Raw genomic sequence first — 25124 nt, forward strand, 5'->3', positions numbered from 1 at the left:
ACTCCTGGGACAAAAAAGTGGGTTCGGCTGGGAGTATAGAGCCCAAACCGAATTCGCCCAGTTACAGTGCATGCAACGGCTCGACAGCACCTGCGCCGACGAACTCGTTATACCCCGACAGGATCACGTAGACCGCGAAATAGCAGAAGATCGCCGCCGATGCCATGTAGGAGTAACGCAGCAGTTTGTCACCCAGCAACTTGCCGCCGTGGCTCGCAGCGAAGCATAAGGCGACGCACCAGAGCACACCGGCGCAGAGAAACCCGCCTAGAAACAGCGCCGAGCCAAGGGCATCGCCGCCGCCGGAACGAGCGATCAAAGTGCCGCCCACCGCCGCGAACCAGAGAATGGCGCTGGGTGACGACATGGCGAGGAAGATCCCGCGAAAAAACTCCTTCCGGTGAGAGTTCTGCCCCACGTCTTCGGCCTGCGCCAGTACCGCCTCATGGTGAATTGCCGAATAGATCATCTTCGCCGCGAAGTACAACAACAGTGCCGAACCTCCGATCCAGAGCACCCAGCGCACGCTTTCGTATTGCAGCAAAACGGTCATCCCGGCCAAGGCCAGCACGGCGTAGATCAGGTCGCCGACACACGTTCCCAAACCCAGCGCAAAGCCTTGAAAATAGCCACGCTGCATTGCCAGCGTGATCATCGCGATGTTGGCCACGCCGATGTCCAGGCACAGCGAAAGGCTCAGCAAGAAGCCACTGGTAAATTCCATCGAACCACTTCCTTCGGACAAATTTGTTTACATAGTCGCTGGACAGTTTGCCACATCAGCCCTTACATTCCGCCACAGGCCACCGCAGTGGCCAGCGTCGCTCGGACGGTTCCGGGCGCTCACGTTATCCGAGGCAACAATGGCTAACCCAGGTTCGCCGCGCCGCTTTGCGCGCATAGATCGACTCCCCCCTTACGTATTCAACATCACTGCCGAGCTGAAGATGGCCGCCCGTCGTCGTGGCGAAGACATCATCGACTTCAGCATGGGCAACCCTGATGGCCCTACTCCGCCGCACATCGTCGAAAAACTGGTGACCGTTGCCCAGCGCGAAGACACCCACGGTTACTCGACGTCCAAGGGCATTCCGCGTCTGCGCCGGGCGATTTCCAATTGGTACAAGGATCGCTACGAGGTCGACATCGACCCGGAAAGCGAAGCCATTGTCACCATCGGTTCCAAGGAAGGCCTGGCGCATTTGATGCTGGCCACCCTAGACCAGGGCGATACCGTTCTGGTGCCGAACCCGAGCTACCCGATTCACATCTACGGCGCAGTGATCGCCGGCGCCCAGGTGCGTTCGGTGCCGTTGATTCCAGGCGTGGACTTCTTCGCCGAACTGGAAAGCGCCATTCGCGGCTCGATTCCGAAACCGAAAATGATGATCCTCGGCTTCCCGTCCAACCCCACTGCCCAGTGCGTGGAGCTGGATTTCTTCGAGCGGGTGATCGCCCTCGCCAAGCAGTACGACGTTTTGGTGGTGCACGACCTGGCTTACGCCGACATCGTCTATGACGGCTGGAAAGCTCCGTCGATCATGCAGGTGCCGGGCGCCAAGGACATTGCGGTTGAGTTTTTCACCCTGTCCAAGAGCTACAACATGGCGGGCTGGCGCATCGGTTTCATGGTCGGCAATGCCGAACTGGTCAACGCCCTGGCGCGGATCAAGAGCTACCACGACTACGGCACGTTCACCCCGCTGCAAGTCGCGGCCATTGCGGCGCTGGAAGGCGATCAGCAGTGTGTCAAAGACATCGCCGAGCAGTATCGTCAGCGTCGCAACGTACTGGTCAAAGGTCTGCATGAACTGGGCTGGATGGTCGAGAATCCAAAAGCGTCGATGTATGTCTGGGCGAAGATTCCCGAGGCGTATGCGCACTTGGGCTCGCTGGAGTTCGCCAAGAAACTGCTGGCCGAGGCCAAGGTTTGCGTCTCGCCGGGCGTGGGGTTTGGTGAGTACGGGGACGATCACGTGCGCTTCGCGCTGATCGAAAACCAGGACCGGATTCGTCAGGCCATACGCGGGATTCGCGGGATGTTCCGGGCGGATGGGTTAGTCACCAAATCCTGATGTCTGACACATAACACTGTGGGAGCGAGCCTGCTCGCGATGAGGGCTTAACATTCAACGAAGATGTTGAATGTAAGTCCGCCATCGCGAGCAGGCTCGCTCCCACATTGTTTCGTGGTGATCACAAGAGCTGTGTCACCACCTGTGTTTTGCAGTGCTGCTTACACGAACAACGACAACAGCAGGATGAAGCCCAGCGCAACGATAGACAGGATGGTTTCCATCGCGGTCCAGGTCTTGAAGGTTTCCGCCACGGTCATGTTGAAGTACTGCTTCACCAGCCAGAAACCCGCGTCGTTGACGTGAGACAAGATCAACGAACCCGCACCGGTCGCCAGCACCAGCAACTCACGGTTCACACCCGGAATCATCCCCACCACCGGCACCACAATGCCTGCGCCAGTAATGGTCGCCACGGTCGCCGAACCGGTCGCGATACGGATCACCGCCGCCACCAGCCACGCCAGAAGGATTGGCGAGATCTGCGCTTCCACCGCCATGTTGCCGATGACATTACCCACGCCGCTGGTCACCAGCATCTGCTTGAAGCCACCACCGGCACCGATGATCAGGATGATCGCGGCGGTCGGCGCAAGGCTGGCATCCAGCCATTTGAGCATCTGGTTGGAGCCGATGCCCTGCTTGTAACCGAAGGTGTACAGCGACAGCAGCAACGCCAGCAGCAATGCCGAGATCGGATGACCGATCAGGTCCATGAAAGTGCGGAAGAAGTTGCCCTCTGGCAGCACCACATCGGCAAATGTCTTGAGCAGCATCAGGAACACTGGCGACAGCACGGTGATCAAGGTGATGGAGAAGCTCGGGAGATCGGCAGAATCGTTATCACGCGCCAGTTGGTCGACCAGTTCCTGGTTAGGATGACCCGGGATGTACTTGGCAATGAACGTGCCGTAGATCGGGCCGGCGATGATGGCCGTCGGCAGCGCAACGATCAGGCCGTACAGAATGGTTTTACCAATGTCGGCACCGAACACGCCGATGGCCAGCAGCGGGCCCGGGTGCGGCGGAACCAGACCGTGCACGGCGGACAGACCGGCCAGCAGCGGGATACCGATCTTGATGATCGACACGCCGGTACGCCGGGCCACGATGAACACCAGCGGAATCAGCAGCACGAAGCCGATTTCGAAGAACAGCGGAATGCCGACCAGGAAGGCCGCGAACATCATCGCCCACTGCACCTTGTCCTTGCCGAACGCGCGAATCAGGGTCTGGGCAATCTGATCCGCCCCGCCCGACTCGGCCATCATTTTGCCGAGCATGGTGCCCAGCGCGAGGATGATCCCGACGAAACCGAGCACCCCACCGAAGCCGTCCTGGAACGCCTTGATGATGGTGCCGATCGGCATGCCGGAGGTCAGCCCGAGAAAGGCTGCGGCGATGATCAGGGCAATGAACGGGTGAAACTTGAACTTGGTGATCAGGACAATAAGCCCGATCACCGTGACCACTGCATCGAGCAGCAGGAACGTCTCGTGGGACATGCCAAACATTAGGGGTGTCTCCTGGTTGTTGTTGTTATTAAAACGGGGAATTCGCAAGCCATCAGGACAGCGCTATCTCTTCGGGCAAAACTCATACGGCGTGTTTCAGGCCATGAGCCTGCCACCAGTCATGAGCCTGCTTCGCCAATTGGTCGACGCTGTGGTTCGAAGCGTCCAGAGCCAGGGTCAAGGGCTCGCCAACAGGCGATTCAAGGGTGGCGAACTGGCTGTCGATCAGGGTCGATGGCATGAAGTGGCCCGGCCGATGGGAGACACGGTCGGCGGCAACTTCAGGGGTCAGCTCCAGGAACACGAAGCCCAGGCCCGGCATGGCGCTGCGCAGACGTTCGCGGTAAATGTGTTTGAGGGCCGAGCAGGTCAGCACCGGGCGTTCGCCCTTGGCGTCGATGCGGCGTAATTCATCGCACAGGCTGTCGAGCCAGCCGGCACGGTCGTCGTCGTTCAGGGGGATACCCGCGCTCATCTTTTCGATATTGGCGGCAGGGTGGAAAGTGTCGCCTTCAATGGCGGTCGCGCCGCTGAGTTGGCACAAGGCCTCGCTGACGCAAGTCTTGCCGCAACCGGCAACGCCCATGATGACCAGGGCGGTGATGGGATGATTCATGTAACACCTCAGCGCGCAGACAGCGCTACCTTTGCCAGTTATGACACTAGAAAAAGCAGAAGTTGCCGACGCCTTCTTGTCATTTTTGTGGGTTGCAGCATGTTCGTTCCCAACGCCAAAAAACGGGGATCAGGCAAACCCCGCTCACGCATTTGCAGCTGCGTCGAGACAGCGCTACCTTAGTGCCTCGAATTTTGTTTGGCAAGCCGTCCGATGATCTCCTCTAAAAACGATAAAAATACGCGCACCACTGGCCGCCCCACTTTGAACGAAGTCGCGCGCCTGGCGGGTGTCAGCCCGATCACCGCCTCTCGCGCCCTGCGCGGGGTCAGCACGGTGGCCACCGAACTGGTGGAAAAAGTGCAGAAAGCGGCGCTTGAACTCAACTACGTGGTTAACCCTGCCGCCCGCGCGTTAGCCTCGGCCCAGAGCCATTCGGTGGTGGTTTTGGTGCCATCGCTGTCCAATTTGTTGTTCATCGACACGCTGGAAGCCATTCATCAGGTTTTGCGCCCAAAAGGCTTCGAAGTGCTGATCGGCAACTTCCACTACTCACGTGATGAAGAAGAAAACCTGCTGCGCAACTACATGGCGTATCAGCCTCGCGGTTTGCTGCTGACCGGTTTCGACCGCACCGAAAGCTCGCGCCGGATGATCGAGGCCAGCAACATTCCCTGCGTGTACATGATGGAACTGGACAGCGCCGCCGGCCTGAATTGCGTGGGGTTTTCGCAACTCGCGGCTGGCGAGACCGCGGCCGGGCATTTGCTGTCACGCGGCCGTAAGCGCCTGGCCTACATCGGCGCGCAACTGGATCAACGCACGTTGCTGCGCGGCGAAGGTTTCCGCAAAGCCCTGCAAAAGGCCGGTTTGTATGACCCGGACCTGGAAGTGCTGACACCTCGCTCGTCCTCCGTCGGTCTCGGTGGCGAACTGTTCCTGCAACTGCTCGCCACTCATCCCGATGTCGATGCGATCTTCTTCGGCAACGACGACCTGGCCCAAGGCGCACTGCTCGAAGCCATGCGCTGCGGGATCAAGATCCCCGAACAAGTGGCGATCCTCGGCTTCAACGACCTGCCGGCCTCAGCGCACATGGTCCCGCGTCTGAGCAGCATCAGCACCCCGCGAGAAGCCATCGGACGCCGCGCGGCGGAGCAGATGTTGACGTTGATGGCGGGTAATACGGTGGCGAAACCAGTGCAGGACATGGGGTTTGAGTTGAAAGTGCGCGAGAGTACCTGACGCTGTTTGATCAGCCCCACACGCAGCAGCCCGGGCTTGTTTATCGGTATTTCGAAATAACTTTTACCCTCCACCCGATGAGGGTTAAGTGCAGAATCCGAAAACTCCATTCCTGGCGGACACTCACATGCGCAACATCATCTTTGGCCTCCTGCTGGCCTCCTCGCTCGGTCAGACGATTCAAGTGCAAGCCTCAGAGTCAAACGACTGGACGCACTTTCTGAGTGACCCTCGCTTCATGCCCGCAATCAAAAGCTGTCTCGCCGTTCATCCAAAAGGTCAGGGACCGGCAGTGGTGATGAATGTTTGGCATGCAAGTCTGGAAGATGTCGGCGTCATGACCACCGATCTCAGCGGGCGCAGGAACGCATGTTTTGCCGCTAAAGATTCGGGCCTGTTGCGTCAGTCCGAGACGGTATTCGATCTGCCGGGGCCGCTGTTTGTGTCGGTGGATCAAATCGCGGTTGCTCCTGAGGGTGAATGCATCGAACCAACCCCGGTCCTCATCGACCATCAGCTTCAAGGCTGGATTCTCAGGCAACCGATCCTCGATCAGACCATCCCTAGTGCCTGCTCGACCCCGATCTGGACCCACCTATTGCCTCACTGACGTAGACAGGCCTTTCGACTAGGTTCGCCCCATCAATTCCACAAACGCCAACGCGCCTTTCTGCAATGGCTGACTCTTGAGCCACACCGCATGCACCGGCAGCACCAATCCGTTCTCGATGTTGCGGAAGCTCAGGCGTTTGAGCCTACCGGCCTCCAGCAACGGCTGGACCACCGACAGCGGAAAATTGCCCCAGCCCAATCCGGCCTCGACCATTTCCAGCGCCATGGCCAACGTGTCGGTGCGCCAGTAAGACTCAGCCACCAGCGGCCGGGTTTCGCTGATCGGCAGGTCGCGGCTGGCGAGGATGATTTGCCGTACGTGGACCAAGTCTTCCAGGAACAAATCCTGGCCTTGAAACAATGGATTGTCCGCCGCCAGCGTGGCGATCATCCGTTCGGTGCCAACAAACTGAAACCGCTCCAGCACGTTCATGCTCAGCCCGGCGAACGCCAGGCAAACGCTGACCCGGCCGCTGTGGAGCATCGCCAGCACATCATCCTGCGGCGCGCTGAGCATTTCGATTTCCAGTAGAGGATGACGCTCGGCGATGACCTTGATCGCCGCCATCACGCGGCCCTTGTCGATGTCCGCCACGACCCCGATCGACAACTTGCTTTCCAGCCCCAGCGACAACTCGACCGCATGCACTTGCAGCTGTTTGAGTTGCTCGGCGATCAATCGCGCGTGAGGCACCAATGCGCAGGCCATCGCCGTCGGCACCGGCTCGCGATGGCTGCGATCGAACAGTGGATAACCGAGCTCGGCTTCCAGGTTGGCGATGCCCATGCTCACCGCCGACGGCACTTTACCCAGCGCCCGAGCGGCAGCGGAAAACGAGCCGCGCTCGATCACCGCGAGGAACAACTCGATGCTGTCACTGTTGAAATTCATCCGTCGTCCTATCAATAAAACTGAAAGCTACTGACTTTTCCTGTCAGTCCTATTGAAGCTATCTTTCGCCGCCTTCGCCAGTGCTCCTGGCTACAAGTTCGCAGAAAGAGGCAAAGTCCCATGCAAGGCGTTAAACGAAAACTGATCTACGTGTCGCTTTACGAGGTCATCGGCATGACCTTCTCTGCCCTCGGGCTGGCGTTGCTGTCCGGCACCTCGCCCGGCAGCACTGGCCCGTTGGCCGTGATCATCACCACCATCGCGGTGACCTGGAATTTCATCTACACCACGCTGTTCGAGCGCTGGGAAAGCCGTCAACCCTCACGAACGCGCACCGTTAAACGGCGCATCGCCCATGCCGTGGGTTTTCAACTAACCTTGATAGTGTTCCTCATCCCGTTGATCGCTTGGTGGATGAACATCAGCCTGGTGCAAGCTTTCCTGCTGGACGCGGCGCTGATCATTTTCATCCCGTGCTACACCTTCGCCTTCAACTGGTTGTTTGATCGCACGTTTGGTTTGCCAACTTCGGCGCTGCCGGATCCGGTTTGAAAACGCTGAGTGTCTGTTAGATTCCTGAAGCGTCGAATCGCTAACGGAGTAGCTCAATGGAACATGCACTGAAGATTCTGGGTAAAGCCTCCTCCATCAACGTCAGAAAAGTCCTGTGGACCTGTGAGGAACTGGGTGTTGCCTACGAACGTGAAGACTGGGGTGGCGGTTATGCGTCGACCCACACGCCGGAGTTTCTCAGGCTCAATCCCAACGCACTGGTGCCGGTGATCATCGATGAGGCCGGCGTGCTGTGGGAGTCCAACACCATCTGCCGCTATCTGGCCGGTAAACACCACAACACCGATCTGCTGCCCCACGAACCGGCGGCCCGCGCTCGGGTGGAACAGTGGATGGATTGGCAATCGACCGAGCTCAATGCCTCCTGGAGCTACGCGTTCACGGCGTTGGTACGCAAAGATCCGGAATTCCGGGACCCGCATCACATTGCAGCCGGTGTGCACAGCTGGAATCAGAAAATGGGCATCCTCGAGCATCAGCTCGCAGCCACCAAAGCGTATGTCGCCGGGCCGCACTTCACGCTGGCGGACATCGTCATCGGGCTGTCGATCAACCGCTGGCTGATGACACCGATGGAGCGTCCCGACTACCCGGCCATCGACGAGTATTTTCAGCGATTGGCACAACGCCCGGGATTTTTGAAACATGGCTGCAACGGCCTGCCTTGAGCGGCTCCCGCGCTTTTTCGGCTTCGGCAACTGGGCCGACAAAGAAAACGGCGTCATTGAAAAGGCTAATGGCCCGCAGGTGGTCGATAAATTTCTCGCTTTGCCTTAACGCGATCGATACACCCAAAAAGGGTCCCTTCTCGGGTAATGCCGATCGGTTAAGCCATTTCAGCCGCAACGCAAACTTCGCCAGCTGCTACGAATCGCGTTTTGGCTTAACTGATCGACATTACCCTTCTCGGGACCCTTTTCTTTTTTGGTTCGATGACCGCTCATCGGTTTTACCTGATTAAAGCCTCTTACCTGTTATTTCTGACAGTAGACAGTCGTTAGGGACAGGTAAATCATCAACCTGTTGCGGCAATCATTGCTCGCACTAACGATCAAGAGAATGGAGACTCACATGTCTACAACTACAACTACAACCGCTACCCAAAACCAGTCACCACAAAATTTTAGCGGAACCTGCACCGCAAAATTCATGAAGGATGGTAACGAAGTGGCGCCAGCCTTCAATGGCTCGTTCTTTCGAATTGAGTACCGCTCGTTCTTTCCGAAAAAGATAAGTTCCATTCACTTCAACGACATCATCGAGGGCGGCCGCTATTTTAATCTCATCATCGAGCCTGAGCTCGGAGATGGTACTTATACAATCCAACTTACCGATAGTAATGCTAATTTCATTTATGGCCGGCGTGGGTTCTTTGTCGATGAGGGAGAATTGATGATTAACGTCAAAGACGGCAATTGCAGCGGCACATTTAGCCTCACGGCTACTCACCAACCAAGCGGGGGCGAAAAAGAAACTTTGAATATTGTAGAAGGGATATTCAATATCGAAGGTCGATGATTCGTCTTAAGACTGCCCCTCTGAAGCATGAACTTCTCGAGGGGCAAATCTCACGGGTAGTCAGCTAATCTGCAAGGTCGAGTTGAACTGACTGATCGCATCCACCACATGCCGCGACCCTTGCTGAATCTCCAGAATCACCTCCCCCGCTTCGTTCGCCAGTTCCACGCCTAACCCGGTGCGACTCAAACTCGATTGCATGCTCGACACCGCACTCAACGACAAGTCATGGTTCCTGCGCACCACATCGACAATCTCCAGCGTCGCCTGACTGGTGCGTGCGGCCAGGCTGCGAACCTCGTCGGCAACCACCGCAAACCCGCGTCCATGCTCCCCGGCACGGGCCGCTTCGATCGCGGCGTTGAGTGCCAGCAGGTTGGTTTGATCGGCAATGCCACGAATGGTCTGGACGATGGTGCCGATGATGTCCGACTGCTTGCTCACCGCATCGATGCTCAGCGCCGCTTCGTTGAGGTCGCGGGAAATGTCCTGGATGATCTGCACCGTTTGCTGAACCACTTGGGAACCTTTCTGCGCGCAGGCGTCGTTTTGTACCGAAGTGCTGTGGGCCGATTCCGCGGCGGTTTGCAGGGTGGTGACTTGGTGGGTGATGTCGCTGGCGAACTTGACCACTTTGTACAACCGACCCTTGGTGTCGAACAGCGGGTTGTAAGAGGCCTCAAGGAAAACCGTATGACCGTGCTTATCTTTGCGCTCGAAACGGTGCGAGTGATATTCGCCGCGATTGAGCGAGGCCCAGAACGCTTTGTAGGCCTGAGATTCGGCGTCGGCACGATGACAAAACAGGCTGTGGTGCTGGCCAACCACTTCGTTGAGCGAGTAATGCATCGTCTTCAAGAAGTTGTCGTTGGCGGTGATGACTTTGCCATCCGGGGTGAATTCGATCACGGCCATGGAGCGACCGATCGCCGCGAGCATGCTCTCGTTTTCGTGTTCCTTGTAAGTCCTGGCTGTGATGTCAGTGGCGACTTTGATCACACTCCTAACCTGACGATCAGCGCCGAACACCGGCATATAGCTGGCTTCGAGCCAGATCTCCTTGCCGCTCCTGTTCAAGCGTAAAAAGGTCCCGCTCACCGGTTCGCCACGGGCCAGGTCACGCCACAACTTGGCGTAGGCTTCGCTTCGATAAAACGCTTCTTCGCAGAATATCCGGTGATGCTTACCGCGCAATTCTTCGGCGCTGTAGCCCATGGCACTGCAAAAGTTGTCGTTGGCATCGAGCACGATCCCTTCGGGGGTGAACTCAATCATCGCCATCGAGCGGCTGACCGCCGCCAACTTCGCGTTAGCCTCGGTCAGCGCGCAACTGAATCGTTCGATTTCCAGCAGGTCGGTCTTGTGACGTCGGTTAAACATAGTCATATCACCTTCAGCGCGGTCTTTTGTTTGATGAAAGGTCTTTGGTCTTTCAACAGCTCCACCACTACGTTCCAAGGAACAGGCACACGCGTCCCTCCACAGGAAGGACTTGGTCAGGTGATCAATGATGTTTAATCGGAGAGTCCATGCTGCAACGCTCTTATCAAGACATCCTTCTCTTGATAGCCCGGAATCGGGCCAGCCCTAACGTTCTGATAAGACATTCCATTGACCGGACAGCTCCGTGTTGTTCAGCGTCGGTGCCTTGGGTTGCGCACACTTTTAACCTGTATGACGGCCTTCTCATGGCGGTCGACATAGTTAGTCAGGAGTCAGCATAGACAGGTGAGGCAGGTAAGCAAGGCCACTAGTCGGCCAGTATTGAGGACAAAATCGGTTCAGCTTCGGTATGAGTCATTTCTCGGCCAGCAGACTCATCAGCGCCTGCACCGGCGCCGAGCAGTGTTTCCACTTCATCGTCACTGACTTCCAGCGCGACCACCTGAATACCGGATAAAGCCGATTGAACTGACGCAGCAGCGGCGGCAGGAAAGTCGCCAATACCATGGGGAAACTGGCCAGGCGAATCGTCCCGCGCTGAATGTCTTTGGTGGAATCGACAGTACTGCGAATGGTTTCCAGAGCACCAAGCATGGTTCTCGCCTGTTCGATCACAGTCAGGCCGATTGCCGTCGGCAAGGTCTGGCGATTCTCCCGACTGAACAGTTGAACGCCCAGGGTTTCCTCAATCAACGCCAAGGCCTGGCTGGCACCGGTTTGAATCAGTGGCCAGCGTTGGTGCGGTTTCAGGCGCGGGTTGATCAGCGGCCCGCCGTGAAGGCTGCGTTGGCGGTGGAGATGGCGTAGGGCGTTAGATCAATCGCGGGCAAGCCTTGCTCCTACAGGATTCAGGTCGTTCGCTCTGTAGGAGCAAGGCTTGCCCGCGATAGCAATCTATTGATCGCTACAAAACATCAGACGGAAAATTACAAACTTGCACTCACTTTGGTGGCCACTTCACCGGGCACCCAGCCCTTCCAGATCTGTGGCTGATCACGCAGAAACGCTTCGGCCACCTGACGCGGTTGCAGGCGCTTTTCGCTCATCTGGCCGAGCGTCTGATTCAGCAGATCGATCGGCAGGTCGACCTTTTCGAAGAACGCCACCAGATCCGGGTACTGCGCCTTGAATGGCGCGGACACCCCGATTGCCAGGCTTGCCGGCATCGAACGCGTGCCTTTTGGATTCGGGTTGTTGGCGTCGGCCAGGGTCTTCCAGGCTTCGGCGTCGAAGGCCGGCTCGTCGAGTTTCACCAGTTTGAAACGCCCCAACAGCGGCGTCGGCGACCAGTAGTAGAACAGCACCGGTTTGCCACGACGGATCGACGAAGCCACCTCGGCATCCAGTGCGGCGCCAGAACCCGTGCGGAAGTTGACGAAGCTGTCGGTCAGGTCATAAGCCTTGAGTTTTTGACTGTTGACGATCTCCGAGGTCCAGCCGGTCGGGCTGTTGAGGAAGCGTCCTCGGCTCGGGTCTTCCGGGTCGCGGAACACGTCCTTGTAGCGCGCCAGGTCGGCGACGGATTTCAGCTCCGGCGCCAGAGGTTTGATGCCGCGTTCGGGATCGCCCTTGATCACGTATTCCGGCACCCACCAGCCTTCGGTGGCGCCTTTGACCGTGTCGCCCAACCCAAACACTTTGCCTTCCGAGGCGGCTTTGACCCACGCCGGACTGCGCCCGGCCCACTCTTCGCCGATCACTTGAATATCATTCCTGGCCAGGGCCGCTTCGAGGCTGACGGTGCTGCCCGGCAAGGTATCGGTCGGGTAGCCGTAACCTTTCTCGACTATTAAGCGCAGGATTTCTGTGATCAGGCTGCCGCTTTCCCAAGTGATGTCACCGAAGTGGATCGGCGCAGTTTTTTCTGCCGCGGGAACGTGGGTAGCCACAAGGCTCAGGGCCAGCAGTGAACTGCCGAGCAGGGTTTTGATCGATCTCATGCGGACCTCCGGGTCAGGGAATTCAAGGATTGGTTGGCGCTGTGCCGGGCGCACAGGGCTTGGGTACGCGTCATGTAAACGCTGACCGAACGTTGGGAAATGCCCAGTTCAGCGGCGATTTGCGGGTAGGTCAGACCGTCGATTCGCGACAACAGGAAGGTTGCGCGAACCTTGCCCGGCAAGCGCTCAAGCGTACGGTCGAGGCCATGCAAGGCCTGGGTCAGTTGCACCCGTTCTTCGGGCGAGATCGCTTGCGGCTGATCGAGGTATTGCAACTGATCGAGGTGTTGGCGCTCCAGCTCACGGCGGCGCCAGAGTTGATAGATCAACCGCTGGGCAATGGTGGTGAGCAAGGCGCGAGGCTCGCGGATCGGGGTCAGCCCCGGCGATTCGAGCAGCTGTAAAAAGGTTTCGGCAGCGATGTCTTCGACGCTGGAACTGGCACCCAGATGCTGGCGCAAGCGTGCGCACAGCCAGGGGTAATGCGCGCGGAACAATCCGCCCACGTCGTTGCGATGGGAAAGGTCGGTGCCGGACATAGAGGCTCCAAGGGTTAGGGGTCGCTGAATGTCCGGTGATCCGGTGACGCGATCCTAGCAAGGAGCCTTATTCATTAATAATACTTAAAAAGCATTTTTATATTCTATTAGGGCATTAAACATCAAAAGATCGCAGCCTCGTTTCACTCGACAACCGCTACAGATGCACACCGATTTCCTGTAGCAGCTGTCGAGTGAAACGAGGCTGCGATCTTGTCACACCGCCTACCGCAATTGCCCATACCCCAGCGCTTCAGCCTCTTGCTGATAGTCGAGCACAATCTGATAGACGCTTTCGCCGGCCGGCAACACCTCTTGCAGCCCAAGGACTTCAGCGACGTCGGGCAATTCCTGCAACGTCGTATTCATCAACTGCCGCAGCGCCTCGACCTGTTCATCGGTGACGGTCGCAGCGGTGATAAACGGTAAGGTCGGACTGAACGCACTTCGCGCAATGACCCGCAGGCCGGCCACTTCTTCTTCAGCGTGCCGCGCCAGATAGGCGAAGGTGACGCTGTCGATGGCCGCCAGGTCTGCTGTCTCTTCACGCAACCAGCGCAGGCTTTCGCGGTGGCTGCCGCTGATACCGACACTGGCGAAGAACTGCCCCTCTCGCTGCAACGGTGCCAGTCGGTGACGCAGCAGGTTCATGCCGCTGTTGGAGTCTTCGCCATTGATCACCCCACGAGTGTCGCGAAAGTCCGTCAGGCTGCGCCGTGGATCATCGACGCGACTCAACAACAGGCTGCAATGGTTGCCACCATTGGCGTCCGGCAGTTCATAGCGAGGACGACCGATGACCCGGACCCGACCGCGCAACGCCGTCATCAGCGGGTAGCCGCAGGTTTGGGTCAGCAGCAAGTGCGGGGACAGCCAGAGGTCCATCAGCGAAAGGCCCTCGGCGTTGCGGCGGGTGGCGGCCAGTCGCTCGAGCATTCGCGTCAGCCAGCGCTCGTTGGCTTCGCGGATCGGCTCCGGGGCGACGTACATCAGTAATTCAGCGATGTGTTCAGTCATCAAAATTTCCCAATACAACGAAGTTCCCCTGTGGGAGCGAGGTTGCTCGCGATGGGGCCATTACCTTCAACATTGAAGTTGCCTGACACACCGCTATCGCGAGCAGGCTCGCTCCCACAGGGGGTGGTGTCGATCATGAAAATCAGTGAAATGGATGCCGAGGGCTGTCGATGGCCTTCACCCCATGCTGACGCCACAACTGGCCATAACCCTGCACCAGAAACCCGCCGCTGCGCGCCAGCCATTGCTCGCGACGCGCGTGGTAGGCGCGGGGCAAGTCGTACCAGGGCAGCCCTGGCAAGTCGTGATGCACCAAATGCAGATTGAGGTTGAGAAACAGCCAGCGCCACGGCCAGGCAGCTTCATTGATGACCGTCCTTTGCTCGGGCTCGGCGTGGGGACGGTGTTCATAGTAGGAGCGAATCATCGCAATCGATAGCGCCGGCACACTGATCAGCAACAGGTAATGCCACACCGGCAACACGCTGTAGCGGGCGATAAACAGCAACATCAGCAGGGTCAGCGTGCCGTGGCTCAACCACATCAACCAGGCCTGCCGCTCACCGTTGATCAGCCGCTGCAGTTCTTCCTTCGCCAGCGCCAGCAGAGCCATGGGCGCGCCGAGCATGAAGCGTCCGAGCACGGTTTTGTTCAGCCAGTGCAGACTCTGTTCGAACAGTGAACTGCCCTGCCACTGCTCGGCGCTCAGGTAACGGCTTTCCGGATCGCGACCCGGGAGGGTCAGGTCTTCGTCGCGGTGATGCAGCAAATGGCTGTCGCGATACAGGGTGTAGGGATACCAGACGGCGAACGGCGCGTAGCCGAGGAACTTGTTCAGCGATGTCCAGCGGGTGGGGTGACCGTGAAGCAATTCGTGCTGCACCGATAACCAGAGCACCACCAGCGGAATCAACAGCACAGTGCTCCACCAGAGCCCCAGCCGATGGCTCCCCAAAACAATGCTGAACCAACCAGCGTACACGCCGACCAGCAACAGCCAGGTCGGCCACTCGGTACGAGCGGTCAGGCGTTGGCGCAGGGTTTCGATTTCTTCACGGTGGGCGGTATCGAAGTAATGGGGCATGGCGTTGCTCAGATCGGGGACCAGTCCCCTTCTGTGCAATGGCGCAGGGTTTTCTTGCAGATTATTTGGTTATTTCGTTAGTAGCAGCGGGAGCCCGAGGGCCGGGCCCCCTTGTCGCGGGATCAATGACCGAACACATCCACCTTCTTGGCCTTCTTGTCCGCGCGCTTTTCATCGGCGGTTTTTGCCGGTTTTTTCTTTGCCGCTTTTTTTGAATTCATGCCTTTGGCCATGATACGTACTCCACTCATACGGGATGTGAGCTCAGGTATACACCTATCCCCGCGCTCGCGTTCTTTTATAATCGCCCGATTTGCGCAGCGACAGTCGAAGACCATGCCCAACACCCAATACACCCTGCTCGCCGAGCCTTTATGGCCCTTGATGAACAAGTTTTATCGCGCGCACCAATCGTCGATGAAAGCCGTCCGCGACGCTCAACTCTGGGTGGCCAGGCGCGAAGAGATCATTGGCGCCCTGTGTTTGCGACCGGTGGCGGACGGGCATTGGCTGACGGGTTTGTTTGTCGATCCGGCCTGCCGTGAACAGGGCATCGCTGCGGCGTTGATCGCCGAGGCGCTCAAGGAGCTTGAAGGCCCGGTGTGGCTGTTTTGTCATCCGGACTTGCGCGGGTTTTATGAACGTCGCGGTTTTACCTTCGACCCGCCACTGCCCTACTCCATGGCGGAACGTTTGAGCCGTTATGCGCGGAGCAAACCAATGATCGCCATGGGGTTGGAACCGGCCAGATAACGCTCTAAAGCCTTAAGAAGATCTAATGTGGGAGCGAGCCTGCTCGCGATGGCGGTGTGTCAGTCGCCAACAATATTAGCTGACCTGGCCTCATCGCGAGCAGGCTCGCTCCCACAGGGGTTTGTGGTGTTTTCGAATCAATCGTCTGCGCTGGGATCGAGATCCGGAAACATCACTTCGGTAAACCCGAATTTGCTGAAGTCACTGATGCGCGACGGGTATAACCGGCCGATCAGGTGATCGCATTCATGCTGCACCACGCGCGCATGGAAGCCCTCGGCAACGCGCACGATCGGATTGCCCTTGGGGTCGAAACCTTCATACCGAATGTGCTGATAGCGATCCACCGCGCCGCGCAGGCCGGGCACCGACAGGCAGCCTTCGAAACCCTCTTCCAGCGTCGGGCTCAACGGTGTAATCAGCGGGTTGATCAGAATTGTCTGCGGCACCGCTTCGGCGTCCGGGTAGCGTTCGCTGTGCTCGAAACCGAAGATCACCAGTTGCAGGTCGACGCCGATCTGCGGCGCAGCCAGGCCAACGCCGCCAACGCTTTCCATGGTCTGGAACATGTCGTCGATCAGTTGCCACAACTCCGGGCTGTCAAACATTTCGGCCGGGACCGGCGGGGCGATGCGCAGCAGGCGTTCGTCGCCCATTTTCAGAATTTCACGGATCATTTGATGACTTCGTCAGTGCTCGGCTTGATCGAGTGATCCCGACCCAGTCCCGAAACGTGGTGTTTTTCTTCTGGGCCGGGGCCGTGCTCGCCAGGGACCTTCTCGCCAGGGTCTTTCCCCTCGCGCGACATGTGCTCGATCACCGCGTTCATTTCCGCGCCGAGCAACAGCACGGCGGCGGAAATATAGAAGTACAGCAGCAACACGATGATCGCGCCGATACTGCCATACATGGCGTTGTAGTTGGCGAAGGTTTTGACGTAGAAACCGAAGCCCAGCGAAGCGATGATCCAGACCACCACGGACAACACCGCACCCGGGGTGATGAAGCGAAACTCTTGTTTGACGTCGGGCATGACGTAATAAATCAGCGCCACCGCCATCATCAACAGAATCACGACCACCGGCCAGCGCACGATGGTCCAGAGCGTCACGATGAAGTCTTCCAGGCCGACTTGCGCGGCGATCCAGCCCATCACCTGCGGCCCGAGCACCATCAGCGCGGCGGCGATCAGCAGCATGCCGGCGATGCCGATGGTGTAGAAAATCGACAGCGGGAAACGCTTCCACGCCGGTCGGCCTTCGACCACGTCGTAGGCGGCGTTCATCGCGCTCATCATCAGCCGCACACCCGCGGAGGCGGTCCACAGGGCAATCACGATACCGATCGACAGCAAGCCACCCTTGGATTGCTGGAGCTGGTCGATGACCGGGTTCACCTGTTCCAGCGCCTGGGGCGGCAGCACCAGTTCCGATTGCAGGCGCAGCCAGGAGAAGAAGTCCGGCAGGTGCAGAAAACCGATCAGGGCGATCAGGAACAGGATGAAGGGAAACAGTGAGAACAGCATCTGATAGGCCAACGCCGAGGCATAGGTCGACATCTCGTCGTCGACGAACTCGGTGATCGTGCGCACCATGACACGGTGCAGGCGCTGACCTTTCATGTGTGGGAAAAACATTAGCGTCTCCTTTCGCCGCAAATTTGCTCGAAGTCGTGGCGACTCAGGGGCCGTTTTCTACATCAAAGTAGCCTACTTGGCGAGTTTGAAACAATTTCCTTGTGCAAGTTCAGGCTGACACAAAAACGGCCATCCGCGGATGGCCGTTTCTGTTGCTCATCAAAGGCCGAATCAAGCCTTGTCGACGCCTTTCTTGATCGCATCCTTGGCCTTGCCGACCGCTTGCTGGGCTTCGCCTTTCCTTTCCTGAGCGACGCCTTCGCTGCGCATTTTGTCGTTACCGGTGGCCTTGCCGACGCCTTGCTTGACGTTGCCGGCGGCTTCGTTGGCCATGCCTTTTACTTTATCGCCAGTGCTGCTCATGGTGTTTCTCCTGTGAACAATTCAACGGAAAAAAGTCGTTACACAAGGATTGACCGGAGGCGTTTGCGCGGAGTTTCATTTATTTTCACGGCGACATTTCATCGTTCAGTGCAGGTTGGGCTTTATGTTTGCCGACCAACCCCCGAGAATGCGCAACGTATTCAGGCCATGACGCTGAAGATCCAATCCCGTAGGAATGTTATGAAACTCGATAAAAAGCAGGCCATTGCCCGCAGAAACCAGGAACTTGGTGGTGCTGTGCTTGGCGTCAACAACTGCCATTTCACCGAATTGAACCGCAACCGCAACATCTGGTGGTTCGATATTCCGGTCGCGCGCCTGGCCGTTGGTCAGTACGAGTGGGTTCACCTGCTGATGCACACCCCGGATACCGACGAACTGCTGCACCTGAAAGTGCCGACGGTATTCCTGCGCGAGAAGCTCGAAGGCCTGGTGGTGCGCAACGAAGGTAAACGCAAAGCGGCCCTGAGCCTGGAACTGAGCGCCGACAAGGACTCTTACCTCCAGGACATGCGCCCGGCGGGTACCAACGTCAATTTCGCGCAGTTCCGTCAGTAACCCAAAAGCATCGCGAGCAGGCTCGCTCCCACATTTAACCGAGTTCCTTCAGAAAGAATGCGATCACATGTGGGAGCGAGCCTGCTCGCGAAAGCGGTCTGACAGGCGCTGAGCTTTACCTGTCAGATAAACAAAAGCCCCGGCCAAAACGACCGGGGCTTTTGTTTGACTAGGCGCTGACTTTCTTCACACCCAGCTTCTTCAGCTCTTCGTCGCGCAACTCGCGGCGCAGGATCTTGCCGACGTTGGTGGTCGGCAGCGCATCGCGGAATTCCACGGCTTTCGGCACTTTGTAGCCGGTGACGTTGGCGCGCATGTGCTCCATCACCTGTTCCTTGGTCAGCGTCACGCCCGGTTTGGCGACGATGAAGATCTTGATCGCCTCACCCGACTTCTCGTCCGGCACGCCGATGGCCGCGCATTGCAGCACGCCCGGCAGGGTCGCGAGCACGTCTTCCAGTTCGTTCGGGTACACGTTGAAACCGGAGACCAGGATCATGTCTTTCTTGCGATCGACGATGCGCATGTAACCGTCAGGCTGGATCAGCGCGATGTCACCGGTCTTCAACCAGCCTTCGCTGTCGAGGATTTCATCGGTGGCGTCCTGACGCTGCCAGTAGCCCTTCATCACTTGCGGACCTTTCACACACAGCTCGCCGATTTCGCCCAACGGCTGTTCAACGCCGGCATCGTCGATGACTTTGCACAGGGTCGACGGCACCGGAATCCCGATGGTGCCGATCTGGATGTGCTGAATCGGGTTCACGGTGGCCACCGGGCTGGTTTCGGTCATGCCGTAACCTTCGCAGATGGCGCAACCGGTGACCGCTTTCCAGCGCTCGGCTGCGGCCAGTTGCAGAGCCATGCCACCGGACAGGGTGACTTTCAGCGCCGAGAAATCCAGCTTGCGAAAGCCTTCGTTGTTGCACAGGGCGACAAACAGCGTGTTCAGCCCGACGAAACCGCTGAACTTCCACTTCGACAGTTCCTTGACCATCGCCGACAAATCGCGCGGGTTGCTGATCAGGATGTTGTGGTTGCCGATCAGCATCATCGCCATGCAATGAAAGGTGAAGGCATAGATGTGGTACAGCGGCAGCGGCGTGATCAGGACCTCGCAACCTTCATTGAGGTTGGAACCCATCAGCGCCTTGCACTGCAACATGTTCGCCACCAGGTTGCGGTGGGTCAGCATCGCGCCCTTCGCCACGCCGGTGGTGCCGCCGGTGTATTGCAGCACGGCAACGTCGCTGCTGGCCGGGTTGGCTTCAGCCACTGGCTGGCCGTGGCCCTTGCTCAGTACGTCGTTGAACTTGATGGCCTTGGGCAAGTGATACGCCGGGACCATCTTCTTCACGTACTTGATGATGCTGTTGACCAGCAGGCGCTTGAGCGGTGGCAGCAGGTCGGCCACTTCGGTGACGATCACGTGCCTGACGCCGGTTTTCGGCACGACGAGCTGGGCCAGGTGCGCCATGTTGGCCAGGCAGACCAGGGCTTTGGCACCGGAGTCGTTGAATTGGTGTTCCATTTCCCGCGCGGTGTACAGCGGGTTGGTGTTGACCACGATCAGCCCGGCGCGGATGGCACCAAAGACGGCGACCGGGTACTGCAACACGTTGGGCAGCTGCACGGCGATTCGATCGCCCGGCTGCAAGTCGGTATGCTGTTGCAGGTAAGCGGCAAAGGCACCGGACAATTCGTACAGTTCACCGTAGGTGATTGTCTTGCCCAGGTTGCTGAATGCCGGTTTGTCGGCAAAGCGTTGGCAGGACTGCTTCAACACCGCCTGAATATTCGGATACTCGTCCGGATTGATGTCGGCAGCAATCCCGGCAGGGTACTTATCCTTCCAAAAGTCTTCGATCATGGAAGCCCACTCCTCAGCAACGCGAATTCATCACCGCATTTGATGCGATTATTATTGGTGTGTGTTTGTTGGTGAGTCTGGCTTTTTACATAGGCCGAGAAGTCACAAAGCGCGCCGAGAGTAGCAGCTTTGCCAAGGGCCGACTAGAGCCAAAAGCAGCCTCTACAGTCACTTTAATGACTCGAGAATAACAAGCAGTCATTTTAGAGCAATAAACCTATATATCGCTGAAAGCCCCTGAATTCGGGGCTTTCAAAAAAAATCGCGAGCAGGCTCGCTCCCACAGGATCACCGAGAACCTTGTGGGAGCGAGCCTGCTCGCGATCCGTGCGAAGCGCGGCCATTCAACGATCAGGCGATATCACGCAACTCCCGCCGCAATATCTTGCCCACCGGCGTCATCGGCAACGACTCACGCAAGACGATGTGCTTGGGCACTTTGTATGCCGTGAAATTTTCCTTGCAGTAAGCCTTCAGCTCTTCAAGGCTGACCCCCGATTCACGAGCCACCACAAACAGCTTCACCGCCTCCCCCGAACGCTCGTCCGGCACACCGATCACCGCGCAGTTGGCGACTTTCGGGTGAGCCATGACCACGTCTTCGATCTCGTTCGGGTACACATTGAAGCCCGAGACGATGATCATGTCTTTCTTGCGATCGACGATGCGTACAAAACCGTCCGGGTCGATCACCGCGATGTCGCCCGACTTGAACCAGCCCTCGGCATCCAGCACTTCGGCGGTGGCTTCGGGTTTCTGCCAGTAGCCCTTCATGATCTGCGGGCCCTTGATGCACAGTTCGCCGCGCTCGCCCAGCGGCTGCTCGACGCCTTCATCGTTGATGACTTTCAGCGTGGTGCCCGGCACCGGCAGACCGACCGTGCCGAGCCGCGACTTGTCGCCGTACGGGTTGGTGCAGGCCACCGGCGAGGTTTCGGTCAAGCCGTAACCTTCGGTGATGCGGCAACCGGTGAGCTGTTCCCAGCGCTCGGCCGTAGCCTTGACCAGCGCGGTGCCGCCGGAGTTGGTGAGTTTGAGGCTGGAGAAATCCAGGGTCTTGAAATCCGGGTGGTCCATCAGTGCGACGAACAGGGTGTTGAGTCCCAAAAGGGCCGAGAACCGCCAGTTCTTCAACTCCTTGATGAAGCCCTTGATGTCTCGCGGATTGGTGATCAGCACGTTGTGGTTGCCCGACACCATCATGCACATGCAATTCGCCGTGAACGCATAGATGTGGTACAGCGGCAGCGGCGCGACCATGACCTCTTGCCCTTCGCGCAACAACGGTTGGCCGTCATTGCCGAACTGCTCCAGACACGCCCGCACTTGCTGCATGTTGGCCACCAGGTTGCCATGGGTCAGCATCGCGCCCTTGGCCAGGCCGGTGGTGCCGCCGGTGTATTGCAACACGGCGATGTCGTCGAGACTGGCGTGCAGCGGCTTGATGCCCAGGCCCCGGCCCAGGCGCAGCGCACTCTTGAAAGAAGTGGCCTGCGGCAAGGAGTACGCCGGGACCATCTTCTTGACCTTGCTCACCACCGTATTGACCAGCCAGCCCTTGGCGGTGGGCATCATGTCGCCCATTTTCGCTTCGATCAGGTACTGGATGTCGGTGTCGGGCAGCACTTCCTGGACTTTCTGCCCGAACATGTTGAGGTACACCAGCGCCCGGGCACCGGAGTCCTTGAACTGATGACGCATCTCCCGCGCGGTGTACAGCGGGTTGGTGTTGACCACGACCAGCCCGGCGCGCAAGGCTCCGAACACGGCAATCGGGTAATGCAGGACGTTGGGCATCTGCACCGCGATGCGATCCCCCGGCGCCAGGTCGGTGTGGGCTTGCAGGTAACCGGCAAACGCTGCGCTGTAGCGTTCCAGTTCGGCATAGGTCAGGGTTACGCCCATGTTGCTGAATGCCGGGCGGTCAGCAAATTTCTTGCAGGAACGCTCGAACACCTCGATTACCGACTTATAGGCCCCTTGATCGATGTCCAGGGGCACGCCGGCCGGGCGTTTGTCATTCCAGAAATCAGGTTGCATTGTTCTTGTCCTCTTTACCTGAACCTATCCGGGGCCGCTTTTCTGTCCTTCTTCAAAACCAGGAGCGAAAAGCGGGGCTCCACGGACACTAGCAGCTATGGCGAATCAGGCAAATATGCGCACGGTCGACATTGATCGTGTGAATCTTGCTGCCACGGCGTGGCCTGATCAGACGGCACGCTTTGGATGCGCTATACAATGCAACGACGCCCATGCCATATGCAGCCCTATGCAAAGGAACCGCCATGATCCACGACACTTTCTGGCTGACCGCGAGCGACCGCAGCCGCCTCTTCGTCAACCAGTGGCTGCCTGCCGCGCCTTTAAAAGCAGTGATCCTGCTGGCCCACGGCATGGCGGAACACGGTGGCCGCTACACGCGTCTGGCGGAAAAATTCTGTGATCAGGGCTACGGCGTGTATGCGCCGGACCTGCGTGGACATGGCAAAACTGCCGAAAACGGGACTCTCGGCCATTTCGCCGACGATGACGGTTGGTGCAAGGTGGTCGGCGACCTGGCGAGCCTCAACCAGCACATCGGCCAACAACATCCGGGCGTGCCGATCGTGCTGCTCGGTCACAGCATGGGCAGCTACATCGCCCAGGCTTATCTGCTGCACCACAGCGCCAGCCTGCATGGGGCCGTTCTCAGCGGGTCGAACTTCCAGCCGGTGGCACTCTATCGCGCAGCGCGGCAGATTGCGCGGCTGGAACGTTTGCGCCAGGGCCCGAAGGGTCGCAGCGCACTGATCGAATGGCTGTCCTTCGGTTCGTTCAACAAGAAATTCAAACCGGTACGCACGCGGTTCGACTGGCTCAGCCGCGACCCGGCCCAGGTCGACCTGTACGCCAACGACCCGCTCTGCGGATTTCGCTGCACCAATCAACTGTGGATCGATTTGCTCGGTGGGTTGCAGCAAATCAGCAAAGCGTCCAATCTCGCTCAGATTGATCCGGGCCTGCCGTTGCTGGTCATCGGCGGTGAATGTGATCCGGTAAGCGATGGCAAGCGTCTGAAAGATCTGGCCCATGCGCTACGCGCTGCCGGCAGCCAGAGCCTGCAACTGACTATTTACCCGCAGGCTCGGCATGAACTGTTCAACGAGAGCAACCGCGATGAAGTGATCAATGACGTGTTGAGCTGGATCGCCCAGGCGCTGAGCCACCGTCGACCACCCAGGTCGGAATAGTTTTTTTGAATTTATTTATTCGTGACAGGAATTGAAACAGATGACCCAGGTTACCAACACCCCTTACGAAGCCCTTGAAGTCGGCCAGACCGCCAGCTACAGCAAGACGGTCGAAGAGCGCGACATTCAGTTGTTCGCCGCGATGTCCGGCGACCACAACCCGGTGCACCTGGACGCTGAATTCGCCGCCGGCACCATGTTCAAGGAGCGCATTGCTCACGGCATGTTCAGCGGTGCGCTGATCAGCGCTGCCGTTGCCTGCGAGTTGCCCGGGCCGGGGACTATTTATATCGGTCAGCAAATGAGCTTTCAGAAGCCGGTAAAGATCGGCGACACGCTGACCGTGCGTCTGGAGATTCTCGAGAAGCTGCCGAAGTTTCGTGTGCGGATTGCCACTCGCGTGTTTAACCAGCGCGATGAGTTGGTAGTGGATGGTGAGGCGGAGATTCTGGCGCCGCGCAAGCAGCAGACCGTAACGTTACCTAAGCTGCCGGCAATCAGCATCGGCTGATTCGGGGAGGGGTGTCAGTTGAATCCACCCCTCACCCTAACCCTCCCGAAACGTCGGACCGCCCCAAGGGGTAGAGGGGACTGACCGAGGTGTTTGGACGAGCTACTGCGACCTGCAATTCCAAGTCGAACTCAGGCTCTGAAAACAACCGAGATCAGCTCCCTTTCCCCCTCTCCCCCGTGGGGAGAGGGCTGGGGTGAGGGGTGGTTCTAAAGCCAGATAAAGATCTAAAACTCACCGCGACCGCTCACCCTCCCCAACCTGCACACTCGCCGTCATCCCCGAACTCAAATTCATCCCTTCCGGCAACTGATCAATCTTGATCCGTACCGGAATCCTCTGCGCCAGCCTCACCCAGTTAAACGTCGGCTCGACCTCTGCCAGCAACTGCCCGTCCGGCGTGGTATTGCGATCGGTAATCCCGCGACTGATGCTTTCCACATGCCCCTGCAATGCCTCCCCCGCGCTCATCAACCAGATCTTCACCGGATCGCCAACACGAATCCGTGGCAGTTTGGTTTCCTCGAAATAGGCCTGCACATAGAAAGTCGAATCGTCGATCAACGCCATCACCGATTGCCCGGCATTCACGTAGTTGCCTTCGGCCAGGCGCAGGTTGGTGATGTGACCATTGCGCGGCGCATGGACCTGACTGCGCGCGAGGTTGAGTTGCGCAACCTTGGCTTCGGCCTGGGCTTCACGCAGTTCGCCACGGGCGACCCCGGCGTTGATTTGCGCGTTCTCGCGTAGCTCGGCACTGATTGCCTGCGGCCCGAGGGCAGCGCGGCGGCTGGCTTCATGTTCACGCAGATTGAGCTGCTGCTGACGGGTCTGCACCACCGCCTGGGCTTTCTCCAGCGCCGCTTCGAAACGGTCGCGATCAATGCTCAGCAATAAATCACCAGCTTTGACCTGCTGGTTATCAAAAGCCTTGAGCTCACGCACCCAACCCGAAACGTCTGGCGCGATTACCACCACATCAGCACGGATCCGCGCATCCCGAGTCCACGGCGTAAGCATGTAGTACTGCCACAAATGGATGCCGGCAAATATCGCCGCCGCCACCAGGCACAAGGTCACCGCGACACGTATGGGTGTACGCATTTTCAACTCC

26 protein-coding genes and 3 pseudogenes are annotated in these 25124 nt (G+C 58.3%); 12 read left to right on the plus strand and 17 right to left on the minus strand.

Features of this window, described 5'->3' with window-relative positions; genetic code table 11:
* Nucleotides 1–61: 61 nt before the first annotated feature.
* Complete coding sequence (locus tag ACYZUA_RS24870) at nt 62–724, minus strand: LysE family translocator (protein ID WP_461960999.1); 663 nt, start codon at nt 722–724, stop codon at nt 62–64.
* 139 nt (nt 725–863) lie between these two features.
* On the opposite strand from ACYZUA_RS24870, the gene alaC reads away from it, so the two are divergent.
* Nucleotides 864–2075, plus strand: a complete 1212-nt coding sequence (gene alaC / locus ACYZUA_RS24875; protein ID WP_461961000.1) for an alanine transaminase — start codon at nt 864–866, stop codon at nt 2073–2075.
* A gap of 161 nt (nt 2076–2236) precedes the next feature.
* Here the strand turns inward: alaC and ACYZUA_RS24880 are convergent, their stop codons facing one another.
* The gene (locus ACYZUA_RS24880; RefSeq protein ID WP_461961001.1) at nt 2237–3589 is read right to left on the minus strand and encodes a GntP family permease; all 1353 of its coding nucleotides are present in this window, start codon (nt 3587–3589) and stop codon (nt 2237–2239) included.
* Nucleotides 3590–3671: 82 nt separating this feature from the next.
* On the minus strand, nt 3672–4205 hold the full coding sequence (locus ACYZUA_RS24885; protein ID WP_461961002.1) for a gluconokinase: 534 nt from the start codon (nt 4203–4205) through the stop codon (nt 3672–3674).
* Nucleotides 4206–4418: 213 nt separating this feature from the next.
* Between ACYZUA_RS24885 and gntR the strand changes: the two genes are divergently transcribed.
* A complete protein-coding gene (gene gntR, locus ACYZUA_RS24890) occupies nt 4419–5450 on the plus strand; it encodes an HTH-type transcriptional regulator GntR (protein WP_403145563.1) in 1032 nt (343 codons plus the stop codon).
* A 127-nt stretch (nt 5451–5577) separates the two neighbouring features.
* Complete coding sequence (locus ACYZUA_RS24895) at nt 5578–6060, plus strand: hypothetical protein (RefSeq protein WP_461961003.1); 483 nt, start codon at nt 5578–5580, stop codon at nt 6058–6060.
* 18 nt (nt 6061–6078) lie between these two features.
* Here ACYZUA_RS24895 and ACYZUA_RS24900 read toward each other — a convergent pair whose 3' ends face one another.
* The gene (locus ACYZUA_RS24900; protein ID WP_461961004.1) at nt 6079–6954 is read right to left on the minus strand and encodes a LysR family transcriptional regulator; all 876 of its coding nucleotides are present in this window, start codon (nt 6952–6954) and stop codon (nt 6079–6081) included.
* Nucleotides 6955–7074: 120 nt separating this feature from the next.
* Between ACYZUA_RS24900 and ACYZUA_RS24905 the strand changes: the two genes are divergently transcribed.
* The 4 genes from ACYZUA_RS24905 (at nt 7075) to ACYZUA_RS24920 (ending at nt 9045) form a co-directional block, all read left to right on the plus strand.
* Entirely contained in the window at nt 7075–7506 is a 432-nt protein-coding gene (locus ACYZUA_RS24905; protein WP_415766739.1) for a PACE efflux transporter, read from the plus strand.
* 56 nt (nt 7507–7562) lie between these two features.
* A complete protein-coding gene (locus ACYZUA_RS24910) occupies nt 7563–8195 on the plus strand; it encodes a glutathione S-transferase family protein (RefSeq protein WP_461961005.1) in 633 nt (210 codons plus the stop codon).
* Nucleotides 8173–8304, plus strand: a complete 132-nt coding sequence (locus tag ACYZUA_RS24915) for a hypothetical protein (RefSeq protein ID WP_461961006.1) — start codon at nt 8173–8175, stop codon at nt 8302–8304. Before ACYZUA_RS24910 ends, ACYZUA_RS24915 begins: the two co-directional genes overlap by 23 nt.
* 294 nt (nt 8305–8598) lie before the next feature.
* Nucleotides 8599–9045 (plus strand): hypothetical protein, encoded by a 447-nt coding sequence (locus tag ACYZUA_RS24920; RefSeq protein WP_461961007.1) that lies wholly within the window; start codon nt 8599–8601, stop codon nt 9043–9045.
* Between the two features lie 60 nt (nt 9046–9105).
* On the opposite strand, the gene ACYZUA_RS24925 is transcribed toward ACYZUA_RS24920, so the two are convergent.
* From ACYZUA_RS24925 to ACYZUA_RS24935, 3 genes and pseudogenes are all read right to left on the minus strand, one after another.
* Nucleotides 9106–9678, minus strand: coding sequence for a methyl-accepting chemotaxis protein (locus ACYZUA_RS24925; protein ID WP_461964111.1), 573 nt, complete (start codon nt 9676–9678; stop codon nt 9106–9108).
* Nucleotides 9679–9696: 18 nt separating this feature from the next.
* Nucleotides 9697–10431 (minus strand): annotated as a pseudogene (locus ACYZUA_RS24930) (PAS domain-containing protein); the annotation flags it as partial.
* A 445-nt stretch (nt 10432–10876) separates the two neighbouring features.
* Nucleotides 10877–11208 (minus strand): annotated as a pseudogene (locus ACYZUA_RS24935) (LysR family transcriptional regulator); the annotation flags it as partial.
* On the opposite strand from ACYZUA_RS24935, the pseudogene ACYZUA_RS24940 reads away from it, so the two are divergent.
* Nucleotides 11206–11295 (plus strand): annotated as a pseudogene (locus ACYZUA_RS24940) (glutathione transferase GstA); the annotation flags it as partial. The pseudogenes ACYZUA_RS24935 and ACYZUA_RS24940 overlap by 3 nt on opposite strands.
* Nucleotides 11296–11414: 119 nt before the next feature.
* Here ACYZUA_RS24940 and ACYZUA_RS24945 read toward each other — a convergent pair.
* The 4 genes from ACYZUA_RS24945 to ACYZUA_RS24960 all read right to left on the minus strand — a co-directional run bounded on the left by ACYZUA_RS24945 (nt 11415) and on the right by ACYZUA_RS24960 (nt 15068).
* Nucleotides 11415–12428 (minus strand): ABC transporter substrate-binding protein, encoded by a 1014-nt coding sequence (locus ACYZUA_RS24945; RefSeq protein WP_461961008.1) that lies wholly within the window; start codon nt 12426–12428, stop codon nt 11415–11417.
* Entirely contained in the window at nt 12425–12967 is a 543-nt protein-coding gene (locus ACYZUA_RS24950) for a sigma-70 family RNA polymerase sigma factor (RefSeq protein WP_461961009.1), read from the minus strand. The genes ACYZUA_RS24945 and ACYZUA_RS24950 overlap by 4 nt, the downstream gene beginning before the upstream one ends.
* A gap of 225 nt (nt 12968–13192) precedes the next feature.
* On the minus strand, nt 13193–13984 hold the full coding sequence (locus ACYZUA_RS24955) for a phosphate/phosphite/phosphonate ABC transporter substrate-binding protein (RefSeq protein WP_461961010.1): 792 nt from the start codon (nt 13982–13984) through the stop codon (nt 13193–13195).
* A 142-nt stretch (nt 13985–14126) separates the two neighbouring features.
* A complete protein-coding gene (locus ACYZUA_RS24960; protein WP_461961011.1) occupies nt 14127–15068 on the minus strand; it encodes a fatty acid desaturase in 942 nt (313 codons plus the stop codon).
* A 336-nt stretch (nt 15069–15404) separates the two neighbouring features.
* On the opposite strand from ACYZUA_RS24960, the gene ACYZUA_RS24965 reads away from it, so the two are divergent.
* Entirely contained in the window at nt 15405–15821 is a 417-nt protein-coding gene (locus ACYZUA_RS24965) for a GNAT family N-acetyltransferase (RefSeq protein ID WP_461961012.1), read from the plus strand.
* A 137-nt stretch (nt 15822–15958) separates the two neighbouring features.
* On the opposite strand, the gene def is transcribed toward ACYZUA_RS24965, so the two are convergent.
* The 3 genes from def to ACYZUA_RS24980 all read right to left on the minus strand — a co-directional run bounded on the left by def (nt 15959) and on the right by ACYZUA_RS24980 (nt 17820).
* Nucleotides 15959–16498 carry a peptide deformylase gene (def, locus tag ACYZUA_RS24970; RefSeq protein ID WP_461961013.1) on the minus strand — a complete coding sequence of 180 codons (540 nt, stop codon included), beginning with the start codon at nt 16496–16498 and terminating at the stop codon, nt 15959–15961.
* A complete protein-coding gene (locus ACYZUA_RS24975) occupies nt 16495–17457 on the minus strand; it encodes a YihY/virulence factor BrkB family protein (RefSeq protein ID WP_461961014.1) in 963 nt (320 codons plus the stop codon). Before ACYZUA_RS24975 ends, def begins: the two co-directional genes overlap by 4 nt.
* A 171-nt stretch (nt 17458–17628) precedes the next feature.
* The gene (locus ACYZUA_RS24980) at nt 17629–17820 is read right to left on the minus strand and encodes a CsbD family protein (protein ID WP_461961015.1); all 192 of its coding nucleotides are present in this window, start codon (nt 17818–17820) and stop codon (nt 17629–17631) included.
* 201 nt (nt 17821–18021) lie between these two features.
* On the opposite strand from ACYZUA_RS24980, the gene ACYZUA_RS24985 reads away from it, so the two are divergent.
* On the plus strand, nt 18022–18399 hold the full coding sequence (locus ACYZUA_RS24985; protein WP_461961016.1) for a hypothetical protein: 378 nt from the start codon (nt 18022–18024) through the stop codon (nt 18397–18399).
* Between the two features lie 169 nt (nt 18400–18568).
* Here ACYZUA_RS24985 and fadD1 read toward each other — a convergent pair whose 3' ends face one another.
* Together fadD1 and fadD2 are read right to left on the minus strand one after the other, a co-directional pair.
* Nucleotides 18569–20269, minus strand: coding sequence for a long-chain-fatty-acid--CoA ligase FadD1 (gene fadD1 / locus ACYZUA_RS24990; protein ID WP_461961017.1), 1701 nt, complete (start codon nt 20267–20269; stop codon nt 18569–18571).
* A gap of 351 nt (nt 20270–20620) precedes the next feature.
* A complete protein-coding gene (gene fadD2, locus ACYZUA_RS24995; RefSeq protein ID WP_461961018.1) occupies nt 20621–22309 on the minus strand; it encodes a long-chain-fatty-acid--CoA ligase FadD2 in 1689 nt (562 codons plus the stop codon).
* Nucleotides 22310–22554: 245 nt separating this feature from the next.
* Here fadD2 and ACYZUA_RS25000 point away from each other — a divergent pair, with 245 nt between their 5' ends.
* A complete protein-coding gene (locus tag ACYZUA_RS25000) occupies nt 22555–23499 on the plus strand; it encodes a lysophospholipase (RefSeq protein WP_461961019.1) in 945 nt (314 codons plus the stop codon).
* A 40-nt stretch (nt 23500–23539) separates the two neighbouring features.
* On the plus strand, nt 23540–24010 hold the full coding sequence (locus tag ACYZUA_RS25005) for a MaoC family dehydratase (protein ID WP_046049496.1): 471 nt from the start codon (nt 23540–23542) through the stop codon (nt 24008–24010).
* A 234-nt stretch (nt 24011–24244) separates the two neighbouring features.
* On the opposite strand, the gene ACYZUA_RS25010 is transcribed toward ACYZUA_RS25005, so the two are convergent.
* On the minus strand, nt 24245–25114 hold the full coding sequence (locus tag ACYZUA_RS25010) for an efflux RND transporter periplasmic adaptor subunit (RefSeq protein ID WP_461961020.1): 870 nt from the start codon (nt 25112–25114) through the stop codon (nt 24245–24247).
* Between the last annotated feature and the right edge of the window lie 10 nt (nt 25115–25124).

The sequence above is a fragment of the Pseudomonas sp. LS2P72 genome (genome assembly GCF_054897865.1).

Coding starts and splice junctions, on each gene's coding strand:
- ACYZUA_RS24870 (WP_461960999.1), bottom strand. CDS start 724: ATGGAATTTACCAGTGGCTTCTTGCTGAGCCTTTCGCTGTGCCTGGAC.
- alaC (WP_461961000.1), top strand. CDS start 864: ATGGCTAACCCAGGTTCGCCGCGCCGCTTTGCGCGCATAGATCGACTC.
- ACYZUA_RS24880 (WP_461961001.1), bottom strand. CDS start 3,589: ATGTTTGGCATGTCCCACGAGACGTTCCTGCTGCTCGATGCAGTGGTC.
- ACYZUA_RS24885 (WP_461961002.1), bottom strand. CDS start 4,205: ATGAATCATCCCATCACCGCCCTGGTCATCATGGGCGTTGCCGGTTGC.
- gntR (WP_403145563.1), top strand. CDS start 4,419: ATGATCTCCTCTAAAAACGATAAAAATACGCGCACCACTGGCCGCCCC.
- ACYZUA_RS24895 (WP_461961003.1), top strand. CDS start 5,578: ATGCGCAACATCATCTTTGGCCTCCTGCTGGCCTCCTCGCTCGGTCAG.
- ACYZUA_RS24900 (WP_461961004.1), bottom strand. CDS start 6,954: ATGAATTTCAACAGTGACAGCATCGAGTTGTTCCTCGCGGTGATCGAG.
- ACYZUA_RS24905 (WP_415766739.1), top strand. CDS start 7,075: ATGCAAGGCGTTAAACGAAAACTGATCTACGTGTCGCTTTACGAGGTC.
- ACYZUA_RS24910 (WP_461961005.1), top strand. CDS start 7,563: ATGGAACATGCACTGAAGATTCTGGGTAAAGCCTCCTCCATCAACGTC.
- ACYZUA_RS24915 (WP_461961006.1), top strand. CDS start 8,173: ATGGCTGCAACGGCCTGCCTTGAGCGGCTCCCGCGCTTTTTCGGCTTC.
- ACYZUA_RS24920 (WP_461961007.1), top strand. CDS start 8,599: ATGTCTACAACTACAACTACAACCGCTACCCAAAACCAGTCACCACAA.
- ACYZUA_RS24945 (WP_461961008.1), bottom strand. CDS start 12,428: ATGAGATCGATCAAAACCCTGCTCGGCAGTTCACTGCTGGCCCTGAGC.
- ACYZUA_RS24950 (WP_461961009.1), bottom strand. CDS start 12,967: ATGTCCGGCACCGACCTTTCCCATCGCAACGACGTGGGCGGATTGTTC.
- ACYZUA_RS24955 (WP_461961010.1), bottom strand. CDS start 13,984: ATGACTGAACACATCGCTGAATTACTGATGTACGTCGCCCCGGAGCCG.
- ACYZUA_RS24960 (WP_461961011.1), bottom strand. CDS start 15,068: ATGCCCCATTACTTCGATACCGCCCACCGTGAAGAAATCGAAACCCTG.
- ACYZUA_RS24965 (WP_461961012.1), top strand. CDS start 15,405: ATGCCCAACACCCAATACACCCTGCTCGCCGAGCCTTTATGGCCCTTG.
- def (WP_461961013.1), bottom strand. CDS start 16,498: ATGATCCGTGAAATTCTGAAAATGGGCGACGAACGCCTGCTGCGCATC.
- ACYZUA_RS24975 (WP_461961014.1), bottom strand. CDS start 17,457: ATGTTTTTCCCACACATGAAAGGTCAGCGCCTGCACCGTGTCATGGTG.
- ACYZUA_RS24980 (WP_461961015.1), bottom strand. CDS start 17,820: ATGAGCAGCACTGGCGATAAAGTAAAAGGCATGGCCAACGAAGCCGCC.
- ACYZUA_RS24985 (WP_461961016.1), top strand. CDS start 18,022: ATGAAACTCGATAAAAAGCAGGCCATTGCCCGCAGAAACCAGGAACTT.
- fadD1 (WP_461961017.1), bottom strand. CDS start 20,269: ATGATCGAAGACTTTTGGAAGGATAAGTACCCTGCCGGGATTGCTGCC.
- fadD2 (WP_461961018.1), bottom strand. CDS start 22,309: ATGCAACCTGATTTCTGGAATGACAAACGCCCGGCCGGCGTGCCCCTG.
- ACYZUA_RS25000 (WP_461961019.1), top strand. CDS start 22,555: ATGATCCACGACACTTTCTGGCTGACCGCGAGCGACCGCAGCCGCCTC.
- ACYZUA_RS25005 (WP_046049496.1), top strand. CDS start 23,540: ATGACCCAGGTTACCAACACCCCTTACGAAGCCCTTGAAGTCGGCCAG.
- ACYZUA_RS25010 (WP_461961020.1), bottom strand. CDS start 25,114: ATGCGTACACCCATACGTGTCGCGGTGACCTTGTGCCTGGTGGCGGCG.